We start from the raw sequence: 19,059 nt of genomic DNA, 5'->3' as shown, positions 1-19,059 counted from the left end.
TATCTTTTAAGAATGAGTTCATGTTTAAACAAACAGCAATTTTTACAATCATACTTTCACTAACTCTTCTTTATCGTCAATAACAACACAATTTCGTTTTTCTTTTGCCTGGTACATTCTTTTATCAGCTAATTTCAATAACTGATAATCATATTTTCCATATGCACAACCAATGCTGCATGTTAATTTTAAATCAGGGTATGTTTTAATTTTTATTTCTGTAATTTCTTGGCGAATAGAATTCAACCTTTCATCTAAAATATGTTTAGGTATCTGATAGAATAAAATAATAAATTCATCACCACCATAACGAATCACAGCATCTTTTTCACGTACACTTTTCTTGATGGTCTTTGCTGTTTCCTGTAGTGCTCGATCTCCTGCCAAATGTCCAAAACAATCGTTAATATCTTTAAAATGATCTAAATCAATCATAGCAATCGCTGTTATATCTTCTTTTTTTATCAAGTCATCTTCTAAATAACGTCTATTATAAACTTCGGTTAACCCATCCAGATATATATTCTCTTGCATATAATTTAATGTTTTGACCATTTTTCGATATTGTTTATCACTTTTTAAAATATGTTCATGCATCTTTAATTTATATTCTATCACATATGGATCATCATTCACTTCTATATATTGATCAATGACATAATAAATATATCGTGACTGAAAATCAAAGTGGATGACTTTTGATTGGTGTTCATATGCTTTTTTGTACCTTTTCGAATCAAACATTGATATATCTTGCCATAAATCTTGATGTTCCATAAAATACATATTTTCAATATCTTCATTCGTTAAAGATATATAGCACTGTGTCTGAACATCAATCAAGGAAATCTGATCAAATATTTTTTGAAATTCTATTAAAAAATGTTGAAAATGTAAAAGATCAAACTTTGAAATATTTTGAAATTTTTCATCATCAAAGAGTTCTTCTTTATCTATAAATCCCATCAAGCCTATAAAACGTGCATTTTCTTCACCTAGCCAGATGGCACGACATTGAAAATGACACAATAGGTCTTTTCCATCAATGATAAATATATCTTCATATTCAAAAGATGGATTTGTTTGATTTGTCTGTTGAGCTAACTGTATCATCTTTGTTAATCTGACTTTAAGACGATTATGAGAATCTCTAGCCATAGGATGGGCAACAATTTCTGGTAATTCCAAGCGTTGAGAAGCATCTTGTGATAAAAACATGATATCTAACTGATTATCATATATAAATGCCAGTTGATTCTGCTTTTCAAAAAAGAAATTGTTTTTTATTTTTTCAATATCTAATTGATCAGATAATTGCTCTGTTTTCATATTTTTTAAATAAGTTTTTTGAGAATATAGTGAGACGATGTTAGATATTCTTTTTCTTACAATATCTTCATGAAATGGCAAACTTATAACATCACTAATCCCTAATTCATAAGCATGTTCTATAGGATATTGTAAATTTTGTGTGACAATAATGATGACAGGTATTTTATCAATCCAGTGATATTTATTCATAGAAGATAAAACTTCAATCCCATTCATTTCAGCCATCATCCAATTCAATATTATCAAAGATAGCGATGAAAGATTATTCTTCACTAATGAAATAGCTTCAGTACTATTATTTGCAAAAACAATTTCATAATCTTCTCTTAAAATATCCGCTAAACTTTGTCTATTTACCTGTGAATCATCCACAATCAAGATTTTATTTTTCATACTTTTCTCCTATTTTCATATCAAAACAATTTCAATTTTATTATACCTGATTTTTTTTATTTAGAAAACCTTCCATTTTACTCCAAAAGATTACTTTTCTTATAAAATAAATTAGATTTTTAATCTTCTCTTATAAACAAAAAAAGAACCAAAGTATTACCTTAGTTCTTTTACTGTATGACCATAGGTATTCATTTCTTTTTGAATTTGTTTTATATACATAATTTTTGCTTTTTGATATATATTTTTATCCTTTAATAATTGCTTACAATAAGGATTTTTTTCACGTAAATAATACAAGTTAACCCAATGACATGAATAATCTTTTTGATTCATAGTTGGATATAGCCAATTTTCATGTAGTAAAATAGCATTTTTATATCCTTTTTTTGCTCTTTTTTGTTGAAGATAACTTTTTATATCTTCAAAAATAATTTCCGTATGTCCATCACTATAATAAATTTTAATATAATGATGAAATCTTTCAGCTAAAATAATAGTGTTATTTGACGGCAATAATTTCCACTTCTATAAGTGCGCCTTTTGGTAAGCTTCCTACTTCAATAGCACTTCTAGCAGGATAAGGCTCTACAAAATATTGAGCATAAATGCTATTAACAGTATTAAAATCTTTCATATCGTCTAAAAATACTGTTGTCTTTACAACATGAGAAAAATCTAAATTTTGACTTTCAAGTAATCCTTTGACATTATCTAAAGCCTGTTTTGTTTGTGCTTCGATTCCTTCTGGCATTTCACCAGTTTGAGGATTCAAAGGAATTTGACCAGAGAAGAAAATAATATCTCCTAAATCAATACCCTGACTATATGGTCCAATAGCTCCTGGTGCTTTATCCGTTGATATAACTTTTTTCATTATTATTACCTCCTATGTTGTTCAATATTATAACAAATTTTCATCATAGAAACTACTGTTTATATAAAATATTATTTTTAACTTTAAAAACAGAAAAACTTTATGTTTTCACATAAAGTTTTACGCTGTTGCTTTTTCTGTTTCTTCGATCATTTCTGGTTTCACCATTTTCATAGCTTTCATTGCTTCTCTTGCTTTATAGAAACCTTTGGCTATGTTCAATCCATGATCTCCAATTCTTTCAAAATCTGTAAGAATCTTCGTATAGACAACACTGTTCTCTGTTGTACATTTTTTATCTTTCAATCTCTTAAGCTGATTCACTGTAAACTGATGATGTGTCTTGTCTATGTTCTCTTCTATTACATCAACTTTGCCTACAATGCTACTGAACTCATCATAGTTCATGATTCTCAGCTCATCTAGTATATTGACACAAAGACTGCTCATGATTCCTATCTCATCCATGGCTTCATGTGAGAATCGTCTGTCTTCACTTTGAAGAAGCTCGGCCCTTTGGGCTATATTCACCGCATGATCTCCAATTCTTTCAATGTCTGATGATATCTTCATGAATAAACCAATAGCCTGTGATCCTTCTACTGGAAATTCTGTTGAAATCGCATTTGTTGTAAAGTCCACAATATTTTTATTGAGATAGTTGATATATTCTTCATTCTTTTGTAGCTTTTCATATTTGTCTTCCTTGAACTCTATCAAAAGTTCAAATGATTTACGGACATTGTCTATTGCAACATCTAGCATGTTCTGTGTTTCATTGAACAACTGCGTATTCGCAATAGCACTTGTTCCAATATGATAGTCGTTTGTAAAAATACCAAAGTCTAAGTATTTTAACTGCATCTTTCCTTCCAATTCTGGTTTTTCTGGTAAAATAATGAATGATAAATCGACCAGTTTTGTTCCAATTGGCAACAAGATGATTGTTGTCACAACATTAAATACTGTATGTACATTGGCAATTTGTGCAGCAACATTTGTTGGTGTTAATGATGCCATAAACGCAGCAAATGGTGTTGTCATACTAATAATAACAAAGATAATTGTTCCTATAATATTGAATGATAAGTGAATAATTGTTGTACGTTTGGCATTACGATTAGCACCAATGGAAGCCAATACAGCCGTAATACATGTTCCAATATTTTGTCCAAATAAAACATAAATAGCTGATGGTAAAGTTACAACTCCACTCATCGCTAACGCCTGTAAAATACCTACTGACGCTGATGATGACTGAATGATGGCAGTAAAGACTGCACCTACTAAAATACCAATCAATGGATTTTCAAAGTTTGCGACAATATTCGCAAATTCTGCAGACTCTCTTAATGGCGCCATTGCTGTTGACATCATTTCCATCCCCATAAATAAAATACCTAAACCAGCAATAATTTCACCAATTGCATCAAGTTTCTTGCTTTTGAAAAAGGCAATCAACACAACCCCAATAAAAGCAATAATAGGTGCTAAAGCTGTAATATCCAAGGCAATCAACTGTCCTGTGATTGTTGTCCCAATATTGGCACCCATGATGACCCATACAGCATTTTTCAATTGCATAAGTCCTGCATTAACAAAGCCTACAATCATAACTGTTGTTGCTGATGAAGATTGAATAATCGCTGTTATCAGTGCTCCAACTGCAACCCCTAAAAAACGATTTGTTGTCAATTTTTCCAAAATTGACTTCATCTTATTCCCGGCAGCCAGCTCTAAACCATTTGACATCATTGTCATCCCATAAAGGAATAAAGCCAACCCTCCAAGCAAAGAGAATATGTTTGTCAGTTCCATCATGTCCCTCCTATTTATACACAAGTAAAACTTAACATATTCCTAACATAATGTAAATATTTTTAACATAATCTTAACATTTCTATCGACATTTTTCATATATTTTCTAAATCATAAAGCTATATATTATATAGGTTCTTTTATCTCATAAATGTCTTTCGCTGCTAAGTTTTTGAGAAAAATATCACGATTTCACAAAAAATCTTTCAGCCAATTCTGGATACCCTATTTCTAACGCTTTTTGAAGTTGGTTCATTTCTTTATTGACTGCATTGATTTTTGCATATATCAATATCAAGATACATAATCCAGCTACAAAACCAATGGAAAAAAGATAAACTATTAAGGCCTGTTGTTGAACTTTTGTTATTCCTAAACCACCTACGCCAACAATACATATTATCAAAATGATCATAGCACGTATCCATCCCTTTTGTTTAGCATCATGGTTTCTTTTTATAACTTGATACATAGAATGAATCTCATCTAATGTATATTCCCTATTTTTTATCTTTTCTAACATGGACTTAGGTAGTCCTTTATTATAAATAACACGATATTTCATTATCCCATCCCCTTTTATAACAATTATAACATATCCAAACTTTTCATAGTTAAAATATCAGATTGATTGATCAATTCATTGTAAAGCATAAATTATATAGTTTTTGTTTATGTAAAAAGGTAATGTTCATCATAGATGCCCATTACCTTCTCTATTTATTTCATTTTTGCAAGTTCACTTGCTTTACCAATATAAGAAGCTGGTGTCATATTCACTAAAGTTTCACGGTCTTCATCAGAAAGAATATCTAAACTTTCAGCAAATTTCAAAATATCTTCTTTAGAAATACTTTTTCCTCTTGTTAGAGCTTTTAAAGTATCATAAGCATCAGGCACACCATATTTTCTTAACATTGTTTGAATTGGTTCAGCTAAAACTTCCCATTTTTCATTAAGATCATATGCTAATTTTTCTTTATTCACTACACATTTAGCAAGTCCATTTAATGTTTCATTCATAGCCTGTAAAGAATATCCAAAAGCTAATCCTAAATTTCTTTGACTAGAAGAATCAGATAAATCTCTTTGCATACGAGATTTTGGTAACTTATTAGATAAAGCTACACAAATATGATTTGACATATCTGCATTGGCTTCACTGTTTTCAAAACGAATTGGATTGACTTTATGAGGCATTGTACTACTTCCTACTTCTCCTTGAACTGGAATCTGTTTAAAGTATTCCATAGAAATATAAAGCCACATATCAACATCTAAATCCATTAAAATATTATTGAAATGACGAATACCGTCTAAAATATGACAAGTATAATCATGACTTTCAATTTGTGTTGTTAATGGATTGAAAGTTAAACCTAAGTATTCTTCAACAAATTTCTTAGCTTGTGCAGGCCAGTCAACATTTGGAAAAGCTGTTAAAATGGCACTATAATTTCCTGTTGCACCATTGAATTTTGCTTTAATCTGAATATTTTTAATATTTTCAATACTAGAAGCAAAACGATAAGCATAGACTTTAAATTCTTTACCAATTGTTGTTGGTGTCGCTGGTTGACCATGTGTATGTGCCAACATGGCATCATCACTATGTTCAATTGCCCATTTATTCATTGCATCTACAACTTCATTTGCTTTTTTTAACCAGACATCTTGTAAACCATGTTTAATCATACAAGCATAAGACGTATTATTGATATCTTCTGAAGTACAACCGATATGAACAAAGCTGATTAAATCATCGTAACCCATTTCTTTTAAAGTATTACCAATATAATATTCTACAGCTTTAACATCATGACGTGTTGAAGATTCAATCTCTTTAATTTTGGCAAAAGCTTCTTCATCAAAATGATTAGCTATATCTTCAATTTGTTTCATATTGGCTTGATCAAAATTCTTTAAGATATCACTTTCAATATTTTCAATCAAGAACTTTAACCACTGAATTTCTACATATACACGATATTTAACTAAAGCATATTCACTAAAATATTGGGCAAAAGCATCTTTGACATTACTATAACGTCCATCTAAAGGACAAAGTGTCATACTTTCAAAAATTTGTCTTTCCATTTATTTACCACCTTTAAAATAATTTACACCTGCTTCAAATAATTTCTGATCCATTTCACCATAAATATTCTTATTTCTATTTTCACCTTGACGTTCACTATGAGCCATTTTTCCTAATACACGTCCATTACTTGAAACAATACCTTCAATAGCCATCATTGATCCATTAGGATTATATGGTGAAACCATAGTTGGCTGATTGTTTTCATCTACATATTGACTAAAAACCTGCCCATTTTCAAATAATTGTTCAATGACTTCTTTTGGAGCAACAAAACGTCCTTCTCCATGAGAAATAGGAACAGTATGAATATCGCCTACATTCACACCTGTTAACCAAGGTGATTTTACAGAAGCAATTCTTGTATTCACCATCTGAGATAAGTGACGACCAATTGTATTGAATGTTAATGTTGGATCATTTTCATCCATATCTTTAATATGTCCATAAGGAAGTAATCCTAATTTCACTAATGCCTGGAATCCATTACAAATTCCAATCATCAATCCATCACGATTTTCTAATAAATCATCAATGGCAGCTTTTAGTTTTGGACTTCTTAAAACTGTCGCAATAAATTTACCAGATCCTTCTGGTTCATCACCAGCACTAAATCCACCAGGTAACATCATAATTTGTGATTGACGAATAGCCTTTTCTAATTCTTCAACAGAATCTTTCATTTCTTGAGCTGTTTTATTTCGCATCAAGACAAGTTGAACTGTTGCGCCAGCACGTTCAAAAGCACGTTTTGAATCATATTCACAGTTTGTTCCTGGGAATACTGGAATAACAACTTTGACTTCATCATATGTCTGTTTTGCTTTTAATTCACTTCTTTGATGACAGTCTTTCACAATCATATCACTTGTTGGAGCTTTTTCTGTTGTTGGATAAACATCATTTAAAACAGATTCATAAACTTGATAAGCTTCATCTAATGATAAAGTTTCATCACGATATATCATAACAGATGAATCAACTGTATGTCCAATAATTCTTGTATGTGGCAATGTCACAACTGAATCATTTTCAACTTCTAAGATGATATGTCCATAATCTTTTTGAACGAAGCTTTCTAATGCCAATTCATCATTCAATTGTACACCAATTGCATTTCCAAATGCCATTTTATAAACAGCTTCAATCACACCACCATCTTTGACAGTATAAGCACTATAAACCTGTTTATTTTTCATCAATTCCATAATACCATCATATTGTGCTTTTAAAGCATCAAAGTCAAAAATATGGAATTCATCTTTTGGTAACATCACTTCTACCAAAGTATGATGAGCTGCTTTTAATTCTGGTGTCATCACATCTTGCACATCTCCACCAGTAATCGCAAAAGAGACAAGTGTTGGTGGTACATGTATATCTTCAAATGAACCTGACATAGAATCTTTTCCTCCAATAGATGGAAGTTTCATCTCAGATTGAACACGATATGCACCAAGTAATGCTGCAAATGGCTTTCCCCATTTTTCTGGAATATCAAGTAATTTTTCAAAATATTCCTGGAAAGAGAAACGAATTGTATGATAATCTCCACCCATTGCGACAATTTTCGCAATAGATTCAACAATCGCATAAATAGAACCATGATAAGGTGACCATTTTGAAATAACAGGATTATAACCATAACTCATGATTGAACATGTTGTTGTTTCTTTTTGTAATACCGGAATTAAAGCGACCATACCTTCAGTTTCAGTTCTTAAAGTCTTTCCACCAAATGGTGATAAAACAGTTCCATTACCGATAGATGAGTCAAATCTTTCCACCAATCCTTTTTGGCTACAAACAGATAAACGACTTAAAACATCTTTTGAAGTTTTGACAAATGATGTCTGTTTCACTTCATCAAAAGGTGTCTGATCAAAATCAGGTAATTCAACATGAATATTCTGATAACGTGAAGCTCCATTCTTATCTAAGAAACCACGATCAATATCAACAACAGTCTGTCCCATATAAGACATTGTTAAACGGTTTTTGTCAGTGACTGTTGCGACTTTGACAACTTCAAGATTTTCCTGATCACAGGCATCTTTAATGAAAGCTTCATCACGAGGATCAATCACAATAGCCATACGTTCCTGAGATTCAGAAATCGCTAATTCTGTTCCTGTTAAACCTTCATATTTCTTTAAGACAGCATCTAAATTGATTTCCAGTCCATCTGCCAATTCACCTACGGCTACACAGACTCCACCTGCCCCAAAGTCATTACAACGTACAATACGTTTTGACACTTCAGGATTTCTAAATAATCTTTGAATTTTTCTTTCTTCTACTGGATTTCCTTTTTGAACTTCAGCTCCAGCTGTTGTTGTGGTTTTTAATTCATGTGATTTTGATGAACCTGTCGCTCCACCAATACCATCACGACCAGTACGTCCACCAATCAATAAAACAATATGTCCTTTTAATGGTTCTAAACGTTTTACCTGATCTTTTGGTGCAGCTGCCACAACGGCACCAAGTTCCATACGTTTTGCAAGGAATCCATCATCATAAATTTCATGGACAAAACCAGTTGTTAAACCAATCTGGTTTCCATAACTTGAAAAGCCATGAGCTGCTTCCTGACAGATTTTACGTTGAGGAAGTTTTCCTTTCATTGTTTCGTCTAATGGCTGTCTTGGATCTCCAGCTCCTGTAATACGCATAGACTGGTAAACATAAGCACGTCCTGAAAGAGGATCACGAATGGCACCACCTAAACATGTTGCTGCCCCACCAAATGGTTCAATTTCTGTTGGATGGTTATGTGTTTCATTTTTAAACATCAATAGCCATTCTTCATCACCTTCATTGGTATGAACAGTCAATTCTACAGAACAGGCATTAATTTCTTTAGAAACTTCTAAATCATCTAAATAGCCTGTTTTTCTTAATTCTTTCATAGAAATCGTTGCTAAATCCATTAAAGTTAATGGACGATCTGTATTCACACCATAAACCAAATGACGTGATGTTTTATAATTTTCAACATCTTTTTCTAAAATTTCTTTAAATGCACCATTTTCAATGTCTAAATCTGTAATGATTGTCGCAAATGTTGTATGACGACAATGATCAGACCAATATGTATCTAATACCTTTAATTCAGTTTCTGTTGGATTACGTTTTTCTTCATTTTTAAAGTAATCTTGAGTGACTTTTAAATCATCTTCATTCATGGCCATACCATTATCTTGTATAAAGCGTTTTAATTCATCGTCACTCATATCCATAAATCCATCAATAATTGGAACAGGGTTAATATGTACATCTTCATCATTCAAATGTTCTGGTTTATCTAATGAAGCCAAACGCTGATCTACTGGATTAATCAAATAATTTTGAATATCTTTGACATCATCATCAGATACCTGTCCTTCTAAAACAATTAATTTGGCACATTTGACCTTAACATTTTTTTCACCTGTTAAAACCTGAAAACATTGCTCACAGGCATCAGCTCTCTGGTCATATTGTCCAGGTAAAAATTCAATCGCAAAAGCTTTTTGATGTTCATTTAAAGGATAATCTTCCTGATAAATTTCATCAACCATAGGTTCACTTAAAATTGTTGGAATCCCTTGTTTAAGAACATCTTCACTGACACCTTGAAGATCATAACGATTCACAACATGAACATCTGTCACTGTTTCTATTTTTAATTGTGTCTGAATATTATTTAATAACTCATTCGCTTCAATAGCATATGCACTTTTCTTTTCAACATATACACGATAGACTTTACTCATCTTTTCACCTCAATTTAATCCAATATCTTTACGATAATATTTACCATCAAACTCAATAGTCTTGGCAGCCTGATAAACTTTATCACGTGTTTCCTCTAATGTTTGACCATAGGCGCAAATATTTAAGACACGTCCTCCATTTGTTACAAGCTCACCATTTTGATTGATAGCAGTTCCAGCATGGAAAATCACGATATCTTCATCAACCTGATCAATACCCGTAATAACCTTGCCTTTTTCATAACTTCCTGGATAACCTTGACTTGCTAAAACAAGACAGGCCACATGTTCGTCTTTCCATTGAATATCAATATCTTTTAATGTTTTTGTACTTACAGCATACATAATATCAAATAAATCTGTATCTAATCTTAAAAGAATAGATTGTGTTTCAGGATCTCCAAAGCGAACATTGAATTCAAGAACTTTTGGTTGATTATTTTCGATCATCAAACCAATAAAAACAACACCTCTATAATCCATATGATCAGCTTTTAAACCAGCCATAAATGGTTCTAGAACATCTTTTTTCAAAATCTCTTCCATTCCCTCTGGTAAGAAAGGATTTGGAGAAACAGTTCCCATACCACCTGTATTTGGTCCTTTATTTTCATCATAGATTTGTTTATGATCCTTAGCACTCACCATGGGAACGATTGTTTCACCATCAGTAAAACAAAGAAGTGAACATTCAAATCCAGTTAAGAATTCTTCTAAAACAACTGTTTTTCCAGCTCCGTCTAAAGCTCCTTCTACCATCATTTCCTGTAAAGCCAGCTTGGCTTGTGATTCATTTTCACAAATCACAACACCCTTACCAGCTGCCAATCCATCTGCTTTGACAACAACAGGATAATCAAATGAAGTTAAAGCTTCAATAGCCTCTTCATAAGAGTGAACTTCCTGATAGGCGGCAGTAGGAATATGATGTCTTTTCATAAAATCCTTAGAAAAAGCTTTACTTCCTTCCAAAGTTGCAGCCTGTTTCGTTGGGCCAAAAACTTTATGTCCATGACTTTCCAATAAATCAGCTAATCCCATGCATAAAGGCACTTCAGGTCCAATCACTGTAAAATCAATCGCATGTTCTTCAACAAATTTTAAAATACTATCTAAATCTTCTACATGACCAGGATGACAAGTTCCAATTTCAGCCATACCTGGATTTCCTGGTATAGCATGAATTTCATCAACTTTCTGGCTTTTATTTAAAGCATAAGCAATCGCATGTTCACGACCACCACTACCAATAACTAATACTTTCATGGTTTCCTCCTCTTATGATTTTGGATATACAACTTTAAATTTTTCACACACAACTAACATGTCCTTATGAAACTGCTGACCCATATTTTCCATTTCCTGTGTAAAAAAATCTGCATGTATTTTTCGCCAATAATCAAGCGTACGATCTCCCTCTCCCTCTAAATAAGCATGCTCATCATTCACTTGATCAAAGGGAATGATGGTAACTTCTGTCGTTTGAATGATACATACAGCATGATCTTGTTTATCTAAGATAATGCTGTAACTTCCAACCTGTGGTAGAGGTTCATCGTATTGGACATATATGGGATAAGCTGAAGATGTTGCTGTTTTGATTTTCAGTAATGTCAGTAAAGCAAGCCCATTGGCATGACTACCATACTGCCATGCATCGTAACTATCTCCAGCTTCTTTGTCCAAAAACTTTTCCCACATCTGTTTGGCATTCATCATTTATATCTTAATGTCTAAAATGTCTATATCCACTAAAGACCATTGGAATATTCTTTTCATTACACAAATCAATAGAATCCTGATCTCTGATACTTCCACCTGGTTGAATAATAGCACCAACTCCTGCCTTGGCAGCAACTTCAACACAGTCATTAAATGGGAAGAAAGCATCACTAGCTAAAACTGAACCTTCGAAATTCTTATCAGGATTGTTTCTAATAGCATTTTCCAAAGCCCAAACACGTGAAGTCTGTCCTCCACCAATAGCCAAAGTCACACCATTTTTCACAATACAGATTGCATTTGATTTAACATATTTGACAACTTTCATACCAAATTCCATATCTGTTAGCTGTTCTGGTGTAGGCTTTGCTTCAGTGACAACTTTCATTTCATCAATCATCTTTGTATTTAACTCTTGGACAAGCACTTTACCTTCAAGATATTTAATATCATATTTGGCATCTCTAGCATCTAAATTCTTTAATTTTAAGATACGTAAGTTTTTCTTTTTCTTTAAGATTTCCAAAGCATCCTCGTCAAAATCAGGTGCTGCAACGATTTCCAAGAAAATCTTATGCATCTGTTCAGCTGTCTGTTTATCAATTTTATAGTTCACGGCTACAATTCCACCAAAGATAGATTGTGGATCTGCTTCATAAGCTTTCATATAAGAATCATAACCAGTTTCACCAATCGCAACCCCACAAGGTGTTGAATGTTTAATAGCCGCTGTAACAATCTGATCACCAAATTCTCTCACTAAAGCCACAGCTCCATATAAATCGTTGACATTATTGAAAGAAATTTCTTTTCCATGTAATTGTTCATAATCTAATAATGATTTTTGAACATAGCTGTCTTCATATTTATTAGCTGCCTGTTGAGAGTTTTCTCCATAACGTAAATGTTCCACTTTCTTTAATGAAATGTTTAAAGTATCAGGGAATTCATCATGACATACATCTGCAAAATAACGTGAAATCATGGCGTCATAAGCCCCTGTTGTACTAAAAGCTTTATAAGCAAGACGTAATCTGAAATCATAATCAGTCTGATTGTTTTCAATAGCTTCTAAGACTTTTGCATAATCACTTGGATCAGTGACAATCAAAACATCTTTGAAGTTTTTAGCAGCACTTCTAATCATAGAAGGTCCACCAATATCAATATTTTCAATCATATCTTCCATTGGTTTTCCAGCTCTTAAAGCTTTTTCAAATTCATATAAATTCACACAAACCAAATCAATAGGTTGAATATGATGTTCTTGAACTGTTTTCACGTGTTCTGGATTATCTCTTTTAAATAAAAGTCCACCATGAACTTTAGGATGTAAAGTTTTCACTCTCCCATCCAACATTTCAGGAAAACCAGTGACATCATCAATCGCAATACAGTGAACACCATTGTCTTCTAAAACTTTCATTGTTCCACCAGTAGAAACAATTTCAAATCCGAGTTTCACTAAACCTGATGCAAAATCAACAACACCATCTTTATTTGTTACAGAAATCAAAGCTCTTTTCACTTAAATCACCTTTGCCCTTCCATTTTCTACTTTTATTCTTCCATCACAATATAACCCGACAACTTCAGGTAAGATGCGATGTTCAATCTCCAAAACTCTAGCCTGTATATCTTCTGGTTTATCTAAATCCGAAATATCACAGGCAACCTGCTTAATGATAGGACCACCATCTATTTCACTGCTGACAAAATGAACAGTCGCCCCACTGACTTTCACGCCTCTATTCAAAACAGCTTCGTGGACATGCATTCCGTACATACCTGCCCCACAAAATGAAGGAATCAATGAAGGATGAATATTGATAATCTGATTTGGATAGGCATCAATCAGTTCATCTGTTAAAATGGCTAAATAACCAGCTAAAACAACCAAATCAATGTTTCTTTCCTTTAACATTGATACAATCAATGTATCATTCTTTTTGACAACTGCTGTTTCAATCCCTGCTTTTTGAGCACGCTGTAAACCATAAGCTTTTTGACGATTAGAAATCACAAGTTCAATCGTTCCATTGATTTTTCCAGCCTGACAGGCATCAATAATTGATTGCAAATCTGTGCCACCACCAGATATCATCACAGCAATCTTTAACATAACTGAACTCCTTTTTGACCTTCTTCAATATGTCCAACAACATAACAATGATCACCTGCTGCTTCAATAGCTTTCATAGCTGTGTCAACATCTGCAGGATCTAAAGCAATCACCATTCCTAGCCCCATATTAAACGTATTATACATCATCTGTTCTTCGATTTGTCCATTCTTTTGAATCAGATTGAAAATAGGTGGGATAGGATAACTATCTTTACGAATGAGGGCTAATGCATGATCTGGTAACATTCTTGGAACATTTTCATAAAATCCTCCACCTGTAATATGTGAGCATCCTTTGACTTGAACGCCAGCTTTTTTGATATTTTTTAAAGCTTTGACATAAATTCTTGTTGGTGTTAATAATGTTTCACCCAATGTTCCATTTAATTCATCATAATATGTTTCTAATGATTCTTTTGTGATATCAAAAACTTTTCTCACAAGTGAAAAACCATTACTATGCACACCACTAGATGCGATACCAACCAAAACATCACCAGCTTTGATATTTGAACCATCAATAATATCTTTTTTATCAACAACACCTACTGCAAAACCAGCCAAATCATAATCATCTTCAGGCATTAATCCTGGATGTTCTGCTGTTTCACCACCAACTAATGCACATTCAGATTGAAGACAACCTTGAGCCACCCCTTTAACAATGGTTGCAATTTTTTCAGGATAGTTCTTTCCACAGGCAATATAATCCAAGAAAAACAATGGCTCTCCACCACTACATGCAATATCATTGACACACATCGCAACAGCATCAATACCTATTGTATCATGTTTATCCATCACAAAAGCTAATTTCACCTTTGTTCCACAACCATCAGTTCCTGATAATAAAACAGGTTCTTCCATATTTTTAATGGCACTTAAATCAAATGCTCCAGCAAAACCACCAAGTCCACCAATCACTTCAGGACGCATCGTTGCTTTGACATGTTCTTTCATTAATTCTACTGATTTGTATCCAGCTTCAATATCTACACCAGCTTTTTTATAATCCATACTTTTTCTCCTTATTTATTTTCCATTCTTGCTAAAACGGCTTTATAAGTTTCAATTAAATCACCAATATCTTGTCTAAAGACATCTTTATCATATTTTTGATTTGTATCAACATCCCATAAACGACAAGAATCAGGTGAAATTTCATCTGCCAATAAGATTTGACCATCTTCAGTTTTACCAAATTCAATTTTAAAATCTACTAATTTTAAATTTAATTTTAAGAAGAATGCTTTTAATAATTCATTAATCTTTAATGTTGTTTCACGGATATATTTTAATTCATCACGCGTTGCCAGTCCCAATGCTACAGCATGATCATCATTGATTAATGGATCACCATAGTCATCATTTTTATAACTTAATTCGAATATTGGTTCATCTAAGACAATACCTTCTTTTGCTCCTAATCTTTTACAGAATGATCCTGTTGTAATGTTTCTAATAATGACTTCTAATGGGAAGATTTCTACTTTTTTAACACGAATATCTCTTTCATTGATTTTTTCAATCATATGTGTCTTGATTCCTGCTTCTTCTAACATATCAAAGATAATACAAGAAATCGTATTATTTAAGACACCTTTTCCTTCAAACTGATCATGTTTCACACCATTACCAGCTGTTGCATCATCTTTATAATGAATGATGTATTCATTTGGATTTTCTGTTTCATAAACTTGTTTTGCTTTTCCTTCATATAATAATTTTGCCATTGTTTTGTTCTCCTTTTTTATTGATATTTTTCCATAACTTCCTGATTTGCTTTCATTGCCTGTTTTTCATTATCCTGACGGAAGGCGATGAGTTTTGTTTTTAATTCTTCATGATGTACAGCCATCATCTGTAATGCTAAATAAGCTGCATTTTTACTTCCATTGATAGCGACTGTTGCAACTGGGATACCAGAAGGCATTTGGACAATTGACAACAAAGCGTCCATACCATCTAATGTTGCGCCACTTAGTGGAACACCAATAACAGGTAATACTGTTTGCGATGCGACAACACCTGGTAAGGCAGCGGCCATACCTGCTGCTGTAATTACAACCTCTGTCCCATTTTGATTGATTTCCTTCATAAACTCACTAAGTCCTAGATGAGCACGATGAGCTGATAAACATCTCACCTGAACTTCAACACCATAATCTTTTAAAATTTGAATAGCTGGTTCAACTTTAGGTAAATCACTTGTTGAACCCATAATCACTGCTACTTTCATTTCTCCATCTCCTTCTATTTAAAATAATCCAACAATCTTGCCATCTTCATCAATATCCATATTCACGGCAGCTGGTTGTTTTGGTAATCCAGGCATACGCATAATATCGCCACTAATAGCGACTAAAAATCCTGCACCTGTATTTGGAATCAAATCATTGATTTCAACCACAAATCCATGAGGACGACCAAGCAATGTTGGATCATCAGATAATGAATATTGTGTTTTTGCGACACAGATTGGTAATTGACCTAATCCCTGTGCTTCATATTTTTTCATTTTATTCATGACCTTCTTAGTGAAAGTCACATCATCCCCACCATAGATTTCTTTTGCAATGACTTTGATTTTGTCAGCAATTGGTAAATTCAAATCATATAATGGCTCAAAATGAGCTTCTTTTGTATCTAAGACTTCTAATAATTTTTCAGCCAATTCAATGCCACCATCTGCTCCTTTTGCCCACACTTCACTAATGGCAACATCGACACCTTTTTGTTTACAGATTTCCTTTAATAATTCAAGTTCAGCCTTTGTATCGGTTGGAAAAGCATTAATAGCAACAACACTAGGCAAATGGTATTTATGAATATTTTCAATATGTTTTTCTAAGTTTTCAATTCCTTTTCTAAGGGCATCTAAGTTTTCTACTGCTAAATCTGTTTTCTTTACGCCACCATGCATTTTAAGCGCACGGACAGTTGCGACAATAACAACTGCATCTGGTTTTAATCCAGCCTGACGACATTTAATATCTAAGAATTTTTCAGCACCTAAATCAGCTCCAAAACCAGCTTCAGTAATGGCATAATCACCTAATTTCATAGCTAAATTTGTTGCCATAACAGAGTTACATCCATGTGCAATATTCGCAAATGGACCCCCATGAACAAAGACTGGCGTATGATCAAGTGTTTGGACTAAATTGGGCTTAATAGCATCTTTCAATAATAATGTGACAGCTCCTGTGGCCTGAATATCATCCACCGTCACAGGTTCACCAGCATGATTATAAGCCACAATCATACGTCCCGCACGTTGTTTTAAATCTTCCAATGATGTTGCTAAACACAAAATAGCCATGACTTCACTCGCTACTGAAATATCAAATCCATCTTCTCTAGGAACACCATTGACTTTACCACCAAGTCCCACAACAATATGTCTTAATGCACGATCATTAAGATCCACACATCTTTTCCAGACAATCTGTCTTGTATCAATATCCAATGGGTTTCCCTGTTGAATAGAATTGTCTAACATCGCTGCAATTAAATTATTGGCAGTCGTAATAGCATGAATATCACCAGTAAAATGCAGATTGATATCTTCCATTGGAACAACTTGAGCATAACCGCCACCAGCTGCACCACCTTTCACGCCAAAACATGGACCTAAGCTTGGTTCACGCATAGCCACAACAGATTTTTTCCCTAATTTATTCAAAGCTTGAGATAATCCAATCATTGTTGTTGTCTTTCCTTCACCTGCAGGTGTGGGATTAATGGCAGTCACTAAGATTAACTTTCCATTTTCTTTTTCCTTAAGTTGAGAAATCGCTTCTAATGAAATCTTAGCTTTATACTTACCATAAAGCTCCAAATCATCTTCATCAAGTCCAACTTTTTCAGCAATCTCCTTGATGGGTTTCATTTTTGCACTTTGTGCAATCTCTACATCTGTTAACATCATTAAACACCCTTTCTTTTTTTATTTTTAGGACCTCTTGACACTTTCTTTATATCACAAATTCATGGTTTTGACTATTGATATCGTTATCAATTTATGAAAAACCAAAAAAAGAGTCTAAACGTCCAGACTGTTGCCCAGACGGTCGACTCTTTCCCATTATACTCCATGTGGTCTATTCCACTTCCGTCAGTTGTATAACTAATTGAATAATATCATTTCTTACCTTTTTTTTCAATATTTATTCATATTTTTTACTGACTAGAAAGAAAAGATTGAATCGCATCATTAATTAATTCTTTATTCATAATAGAAGTTGGAATACAATCCCCATTTTTCATTTCTAATTCACCATTTCGAATCATTAAAATATAATGCATATTTACAAAATAACGGGGATGCATCTGAAAAAAAGAATACTTCAATAACTTCGTTTTTGTTTTGGTTAAATCACCAAAATGTCCATAAAAACGCTGATGTGCAGTCACCACCTGTGTTTGAAAACGTCCATTTTCAATATAAACGATTTCCCCTGGTAAAAAACGTCGTGTTCCTCCATTATCAAGATAAAAGATTTCCTCGTGATGTAATTTTTGGTAATGACTCCATATTCTTTGAAATTCACCATTAAACAGTTCTGGTAATTCCTGTTTTAAAAACATCTGATATCCATATGCCCGAAAACTTTCATGCATATGCGCATAATCATCACCAATATAGATAATCAAACATTCAGGATTCGCATCATGTAAATACTCACCCATTAAAAAACCATTGTCACCATGAATACGATCTCCAATAAAAGCCACATCATAGCTTTCTCTTTGACGTAAAAATGCTATATTGACAAATTGATCATAGCTATCAATAGATATATCTTCTTCCATATGTGTCTGATATAATAATTCACTTAATTTTTCTATACAATCTTCATCATCCATACAAATAAATACTTTCATGTCCTTCACTCCTTATCCCTTTTTTTATTTTACCTATTCATTTTTAAATA

16 protein-coding genes and 1 riboswitch are annotated in these 19,059 nt (G+C 33.0%); all 16 genes read right to left on the bottom strand.

What is annotated here, in order from left to right; translation table 11 throughout:
* Positions 1-48: 48 nt before the first annotated feature.
* A complete protein-coding gene (locus B5E87_RS08160; protein ID WP_087244436.1) occupies positions 49-1,725 on the bottom strand; it encodes a GGDEF domain-containing response regulator in 1,677 nt (558 codons plus the stop codon).
* Between the two features lie 156 nt (positions 1,726-1,881).
* Entirely contained in the window at positions 1,882-2,241 is a 360-nt protein-coding gene (locus tag B5E87_RS08155) for a hypothetical protein (protein ID WP_087244435.1), read from the bottom strand.
* Positions 2,228-2,602, bottom strand: a complete 375-nt coding sequence (locus tag B5E87_RS08150) for a RidA family protein (protein WP_087244434.1) — start codon at positions 2,600-2,602, stop codon at positions 2,228-2,230. Before B5E87_RS08150 ends, B5E87_RS08155 begins: the two co-directional genes overlap by 14 nt.
* 120 nt (positions 2,603-2,722) lie before the next feature.
* Positions 2,723-4,420: a Na/Pi cotransporter family protein gene (locus tag B5E87_RS08145; RefSeq protein ID WP_087244433.1), complete on the bottom strand. Its 1,698-nt coding sequence runs from the start codon at positions 4,418-4,420 to the stop codon at positions 2,723-2,725.
* 184 nt (positions 4,421-4,604) lie between these two features.
* The gene (locus B5E87_RS08140; protein ID WP_087244432.1) at positions 4,605-4,985 is read right to left on the bottom strand and encodes a hypothetical protein; all 381 of its coding nucleotides are present in this window, start codon (positions 4,983-4,985) and stop codon (positions 4,605-4,607) included.
* 155 nt (positions 4,986-5,140) lie between these two features.
* Positions 5,141-6,517, bottom strand: a complete 1,377-nt coding sequence (purB, locus tag B5E87_RS08135; RefSeq protein WP_087244431.1) for an adenylosuccinate lyase — start codon at positions 6,515-6,517, stop codon at positions 5,141-5,143.
* On the bottom strand, positions 6,518-10,276 hold the full coding sequence (locus tag B5E87_RS08130) for a phosphoribosylformylglycinamidine synthase (RefSeq protein WP_087244430.1): 3,759 nt from the start codon (positions 10,274-10,276) through the stop codon (positions 6,518-6,520).
* Positions 10,277-10,285: 9 nt separating this feature from the next.
* Positions 10,286-11,542 carry a phosphoribosylamine--glycine ligase gene (gene purD / locus B5E87_RS08125; RefSeq protein ID WP_087244429.1) on the bottom strand — a complete coding sequence of 419 codons (1,257 nt, stop codon included), beginning with the start codon at positions 11,540-11,542 and terminating at the stop codon, positions 10,286-10,288.
* 12 nt (positions 11,543-11,554) lie between these two features.
* Entirely contained in the window at positions 11,555-11,995 is a 441-nt protein-coding gene (locus B5E87_RS08120) for an ASCH domain-containing protein (RefSeq protein WP_241147151.1), read from the bottom strand.
* Positions 11,996-12,002: 7 nt separating this feature from the next.
* Positions 12,003-13,526 (bottom strand): bifunctional phosphoribosylaminoimidazolecarboxamide formyltransferase/IMP cyclohydrolase, encoded by a 1,524-nt coding sequence (purH, locus tag B5E87_RS08115; RefSeq protein ID WP_087244427.1) that lies wholly within the window; start codon positions 13,524-13,526, stop codon positions 12,003-12,005.
* Positions 13,527-14,120 (bottom strand): phosphoribosylglycinamide formyltransferase, encoded by a 594-nt coding sequence (gene purN / locus B5E87_RS08110; protein WP_087244426.1) that lies wholly within the window; start codon positions 14,118-14,120, stop codon positions 13,527-13,529.
* The gene (gene purM / locus B5E87_RS08105; protein ID WP_087244425.1) at positions 14,114-15,139 is read right to left on the bottom strand and encodes a phosphoribosylformylglycinamidine cyclo-ligase; all 1,026 of its coding nucleotides are present in this window, start codon (positions 15,137-15,139) and stop codon (positions 14,114-14,116) included. The genes purN and purM overlap by 7 nt, the downstream gene beginning before the upstream one ends.
* An 11-nt stretch (positions 15,140-15,150) precedes the next feature.
* The gene (gene purC, locus B5E87_RS08100; protein ID WP_224759479.1) at positions 15,151-15,876 is read right to left on the bottom strand and encodes a phosphoribosylaminoimidazolesuccinocarboxamide synthase; all 726 of its coding nucleotides are present in this window, start codon (positions 15,874-15,876) and stop codon (positions 15,151-15,153) included.
* A complete protein-coding gene (gene purE / locus B5E87_RS08095; RefSeq protein ID WP_087244423.1) occupies positions 15,873-16,361 on the bottom strand; it encodes a 5-(carboxyamino)imidazole ribonucleotide mutase in 489 nt (162 codons plus the stop codon). The genes purC and purE overlap by 4 nt, the downstream gene beginning before the upstream one ends.
* Positions 16,362-16,379: 18 nt before the next feature.
* A complete protein-coding gene (locus B5E87_RS08090; protein ID WP_087244422.1) occupies positions 16,380-18,050 on the bottom strand; it encodes a formate--tetrahydrofolate ligase in 1,671 nt (556 codons plus the stop codon).
* A 128-nt stretch (positions 18,051-18,178) separates the two neighbouring features.
* Positions 18,179-18,257: riboswitch (ZMP/ZTP riboswitch) on the bottom strand.
* Between the two features lie 47 nt (positions 18,258-18,304).
* Positions 18,305-19,009 carry a LytTR family transcriptional regulator DNA-binding domain-containing protein gene (locus tag B5E87_RS08085; RefSeq protein ID WP_087244421.1) on the bottom strand — a complete coding sequence of 235 codons (705 nt, stop codon included), beginning with the start codon at positions 19,007-19,009 and terminating at the stop codon, positions 18,305-18,307.
* Between the last annotated feature and the right edge of the window lie 50 nt (positions 19,010-19,059).

This window comes from Massilimicrobiota sp. An142 (assembly GCF_002160725.1).
In the GTDB taxonomy this organism is placed as follows: Bacteria; Bacillota_I; Bacilli_A; order Erysipelotrichales; family Coprobacillaceae; genus Allocoprobacillus; species Allocoprobacillus merdigallinarum.
This window is presented reverse-complemented; position numbering and strand designations above follow the sequence as displayed.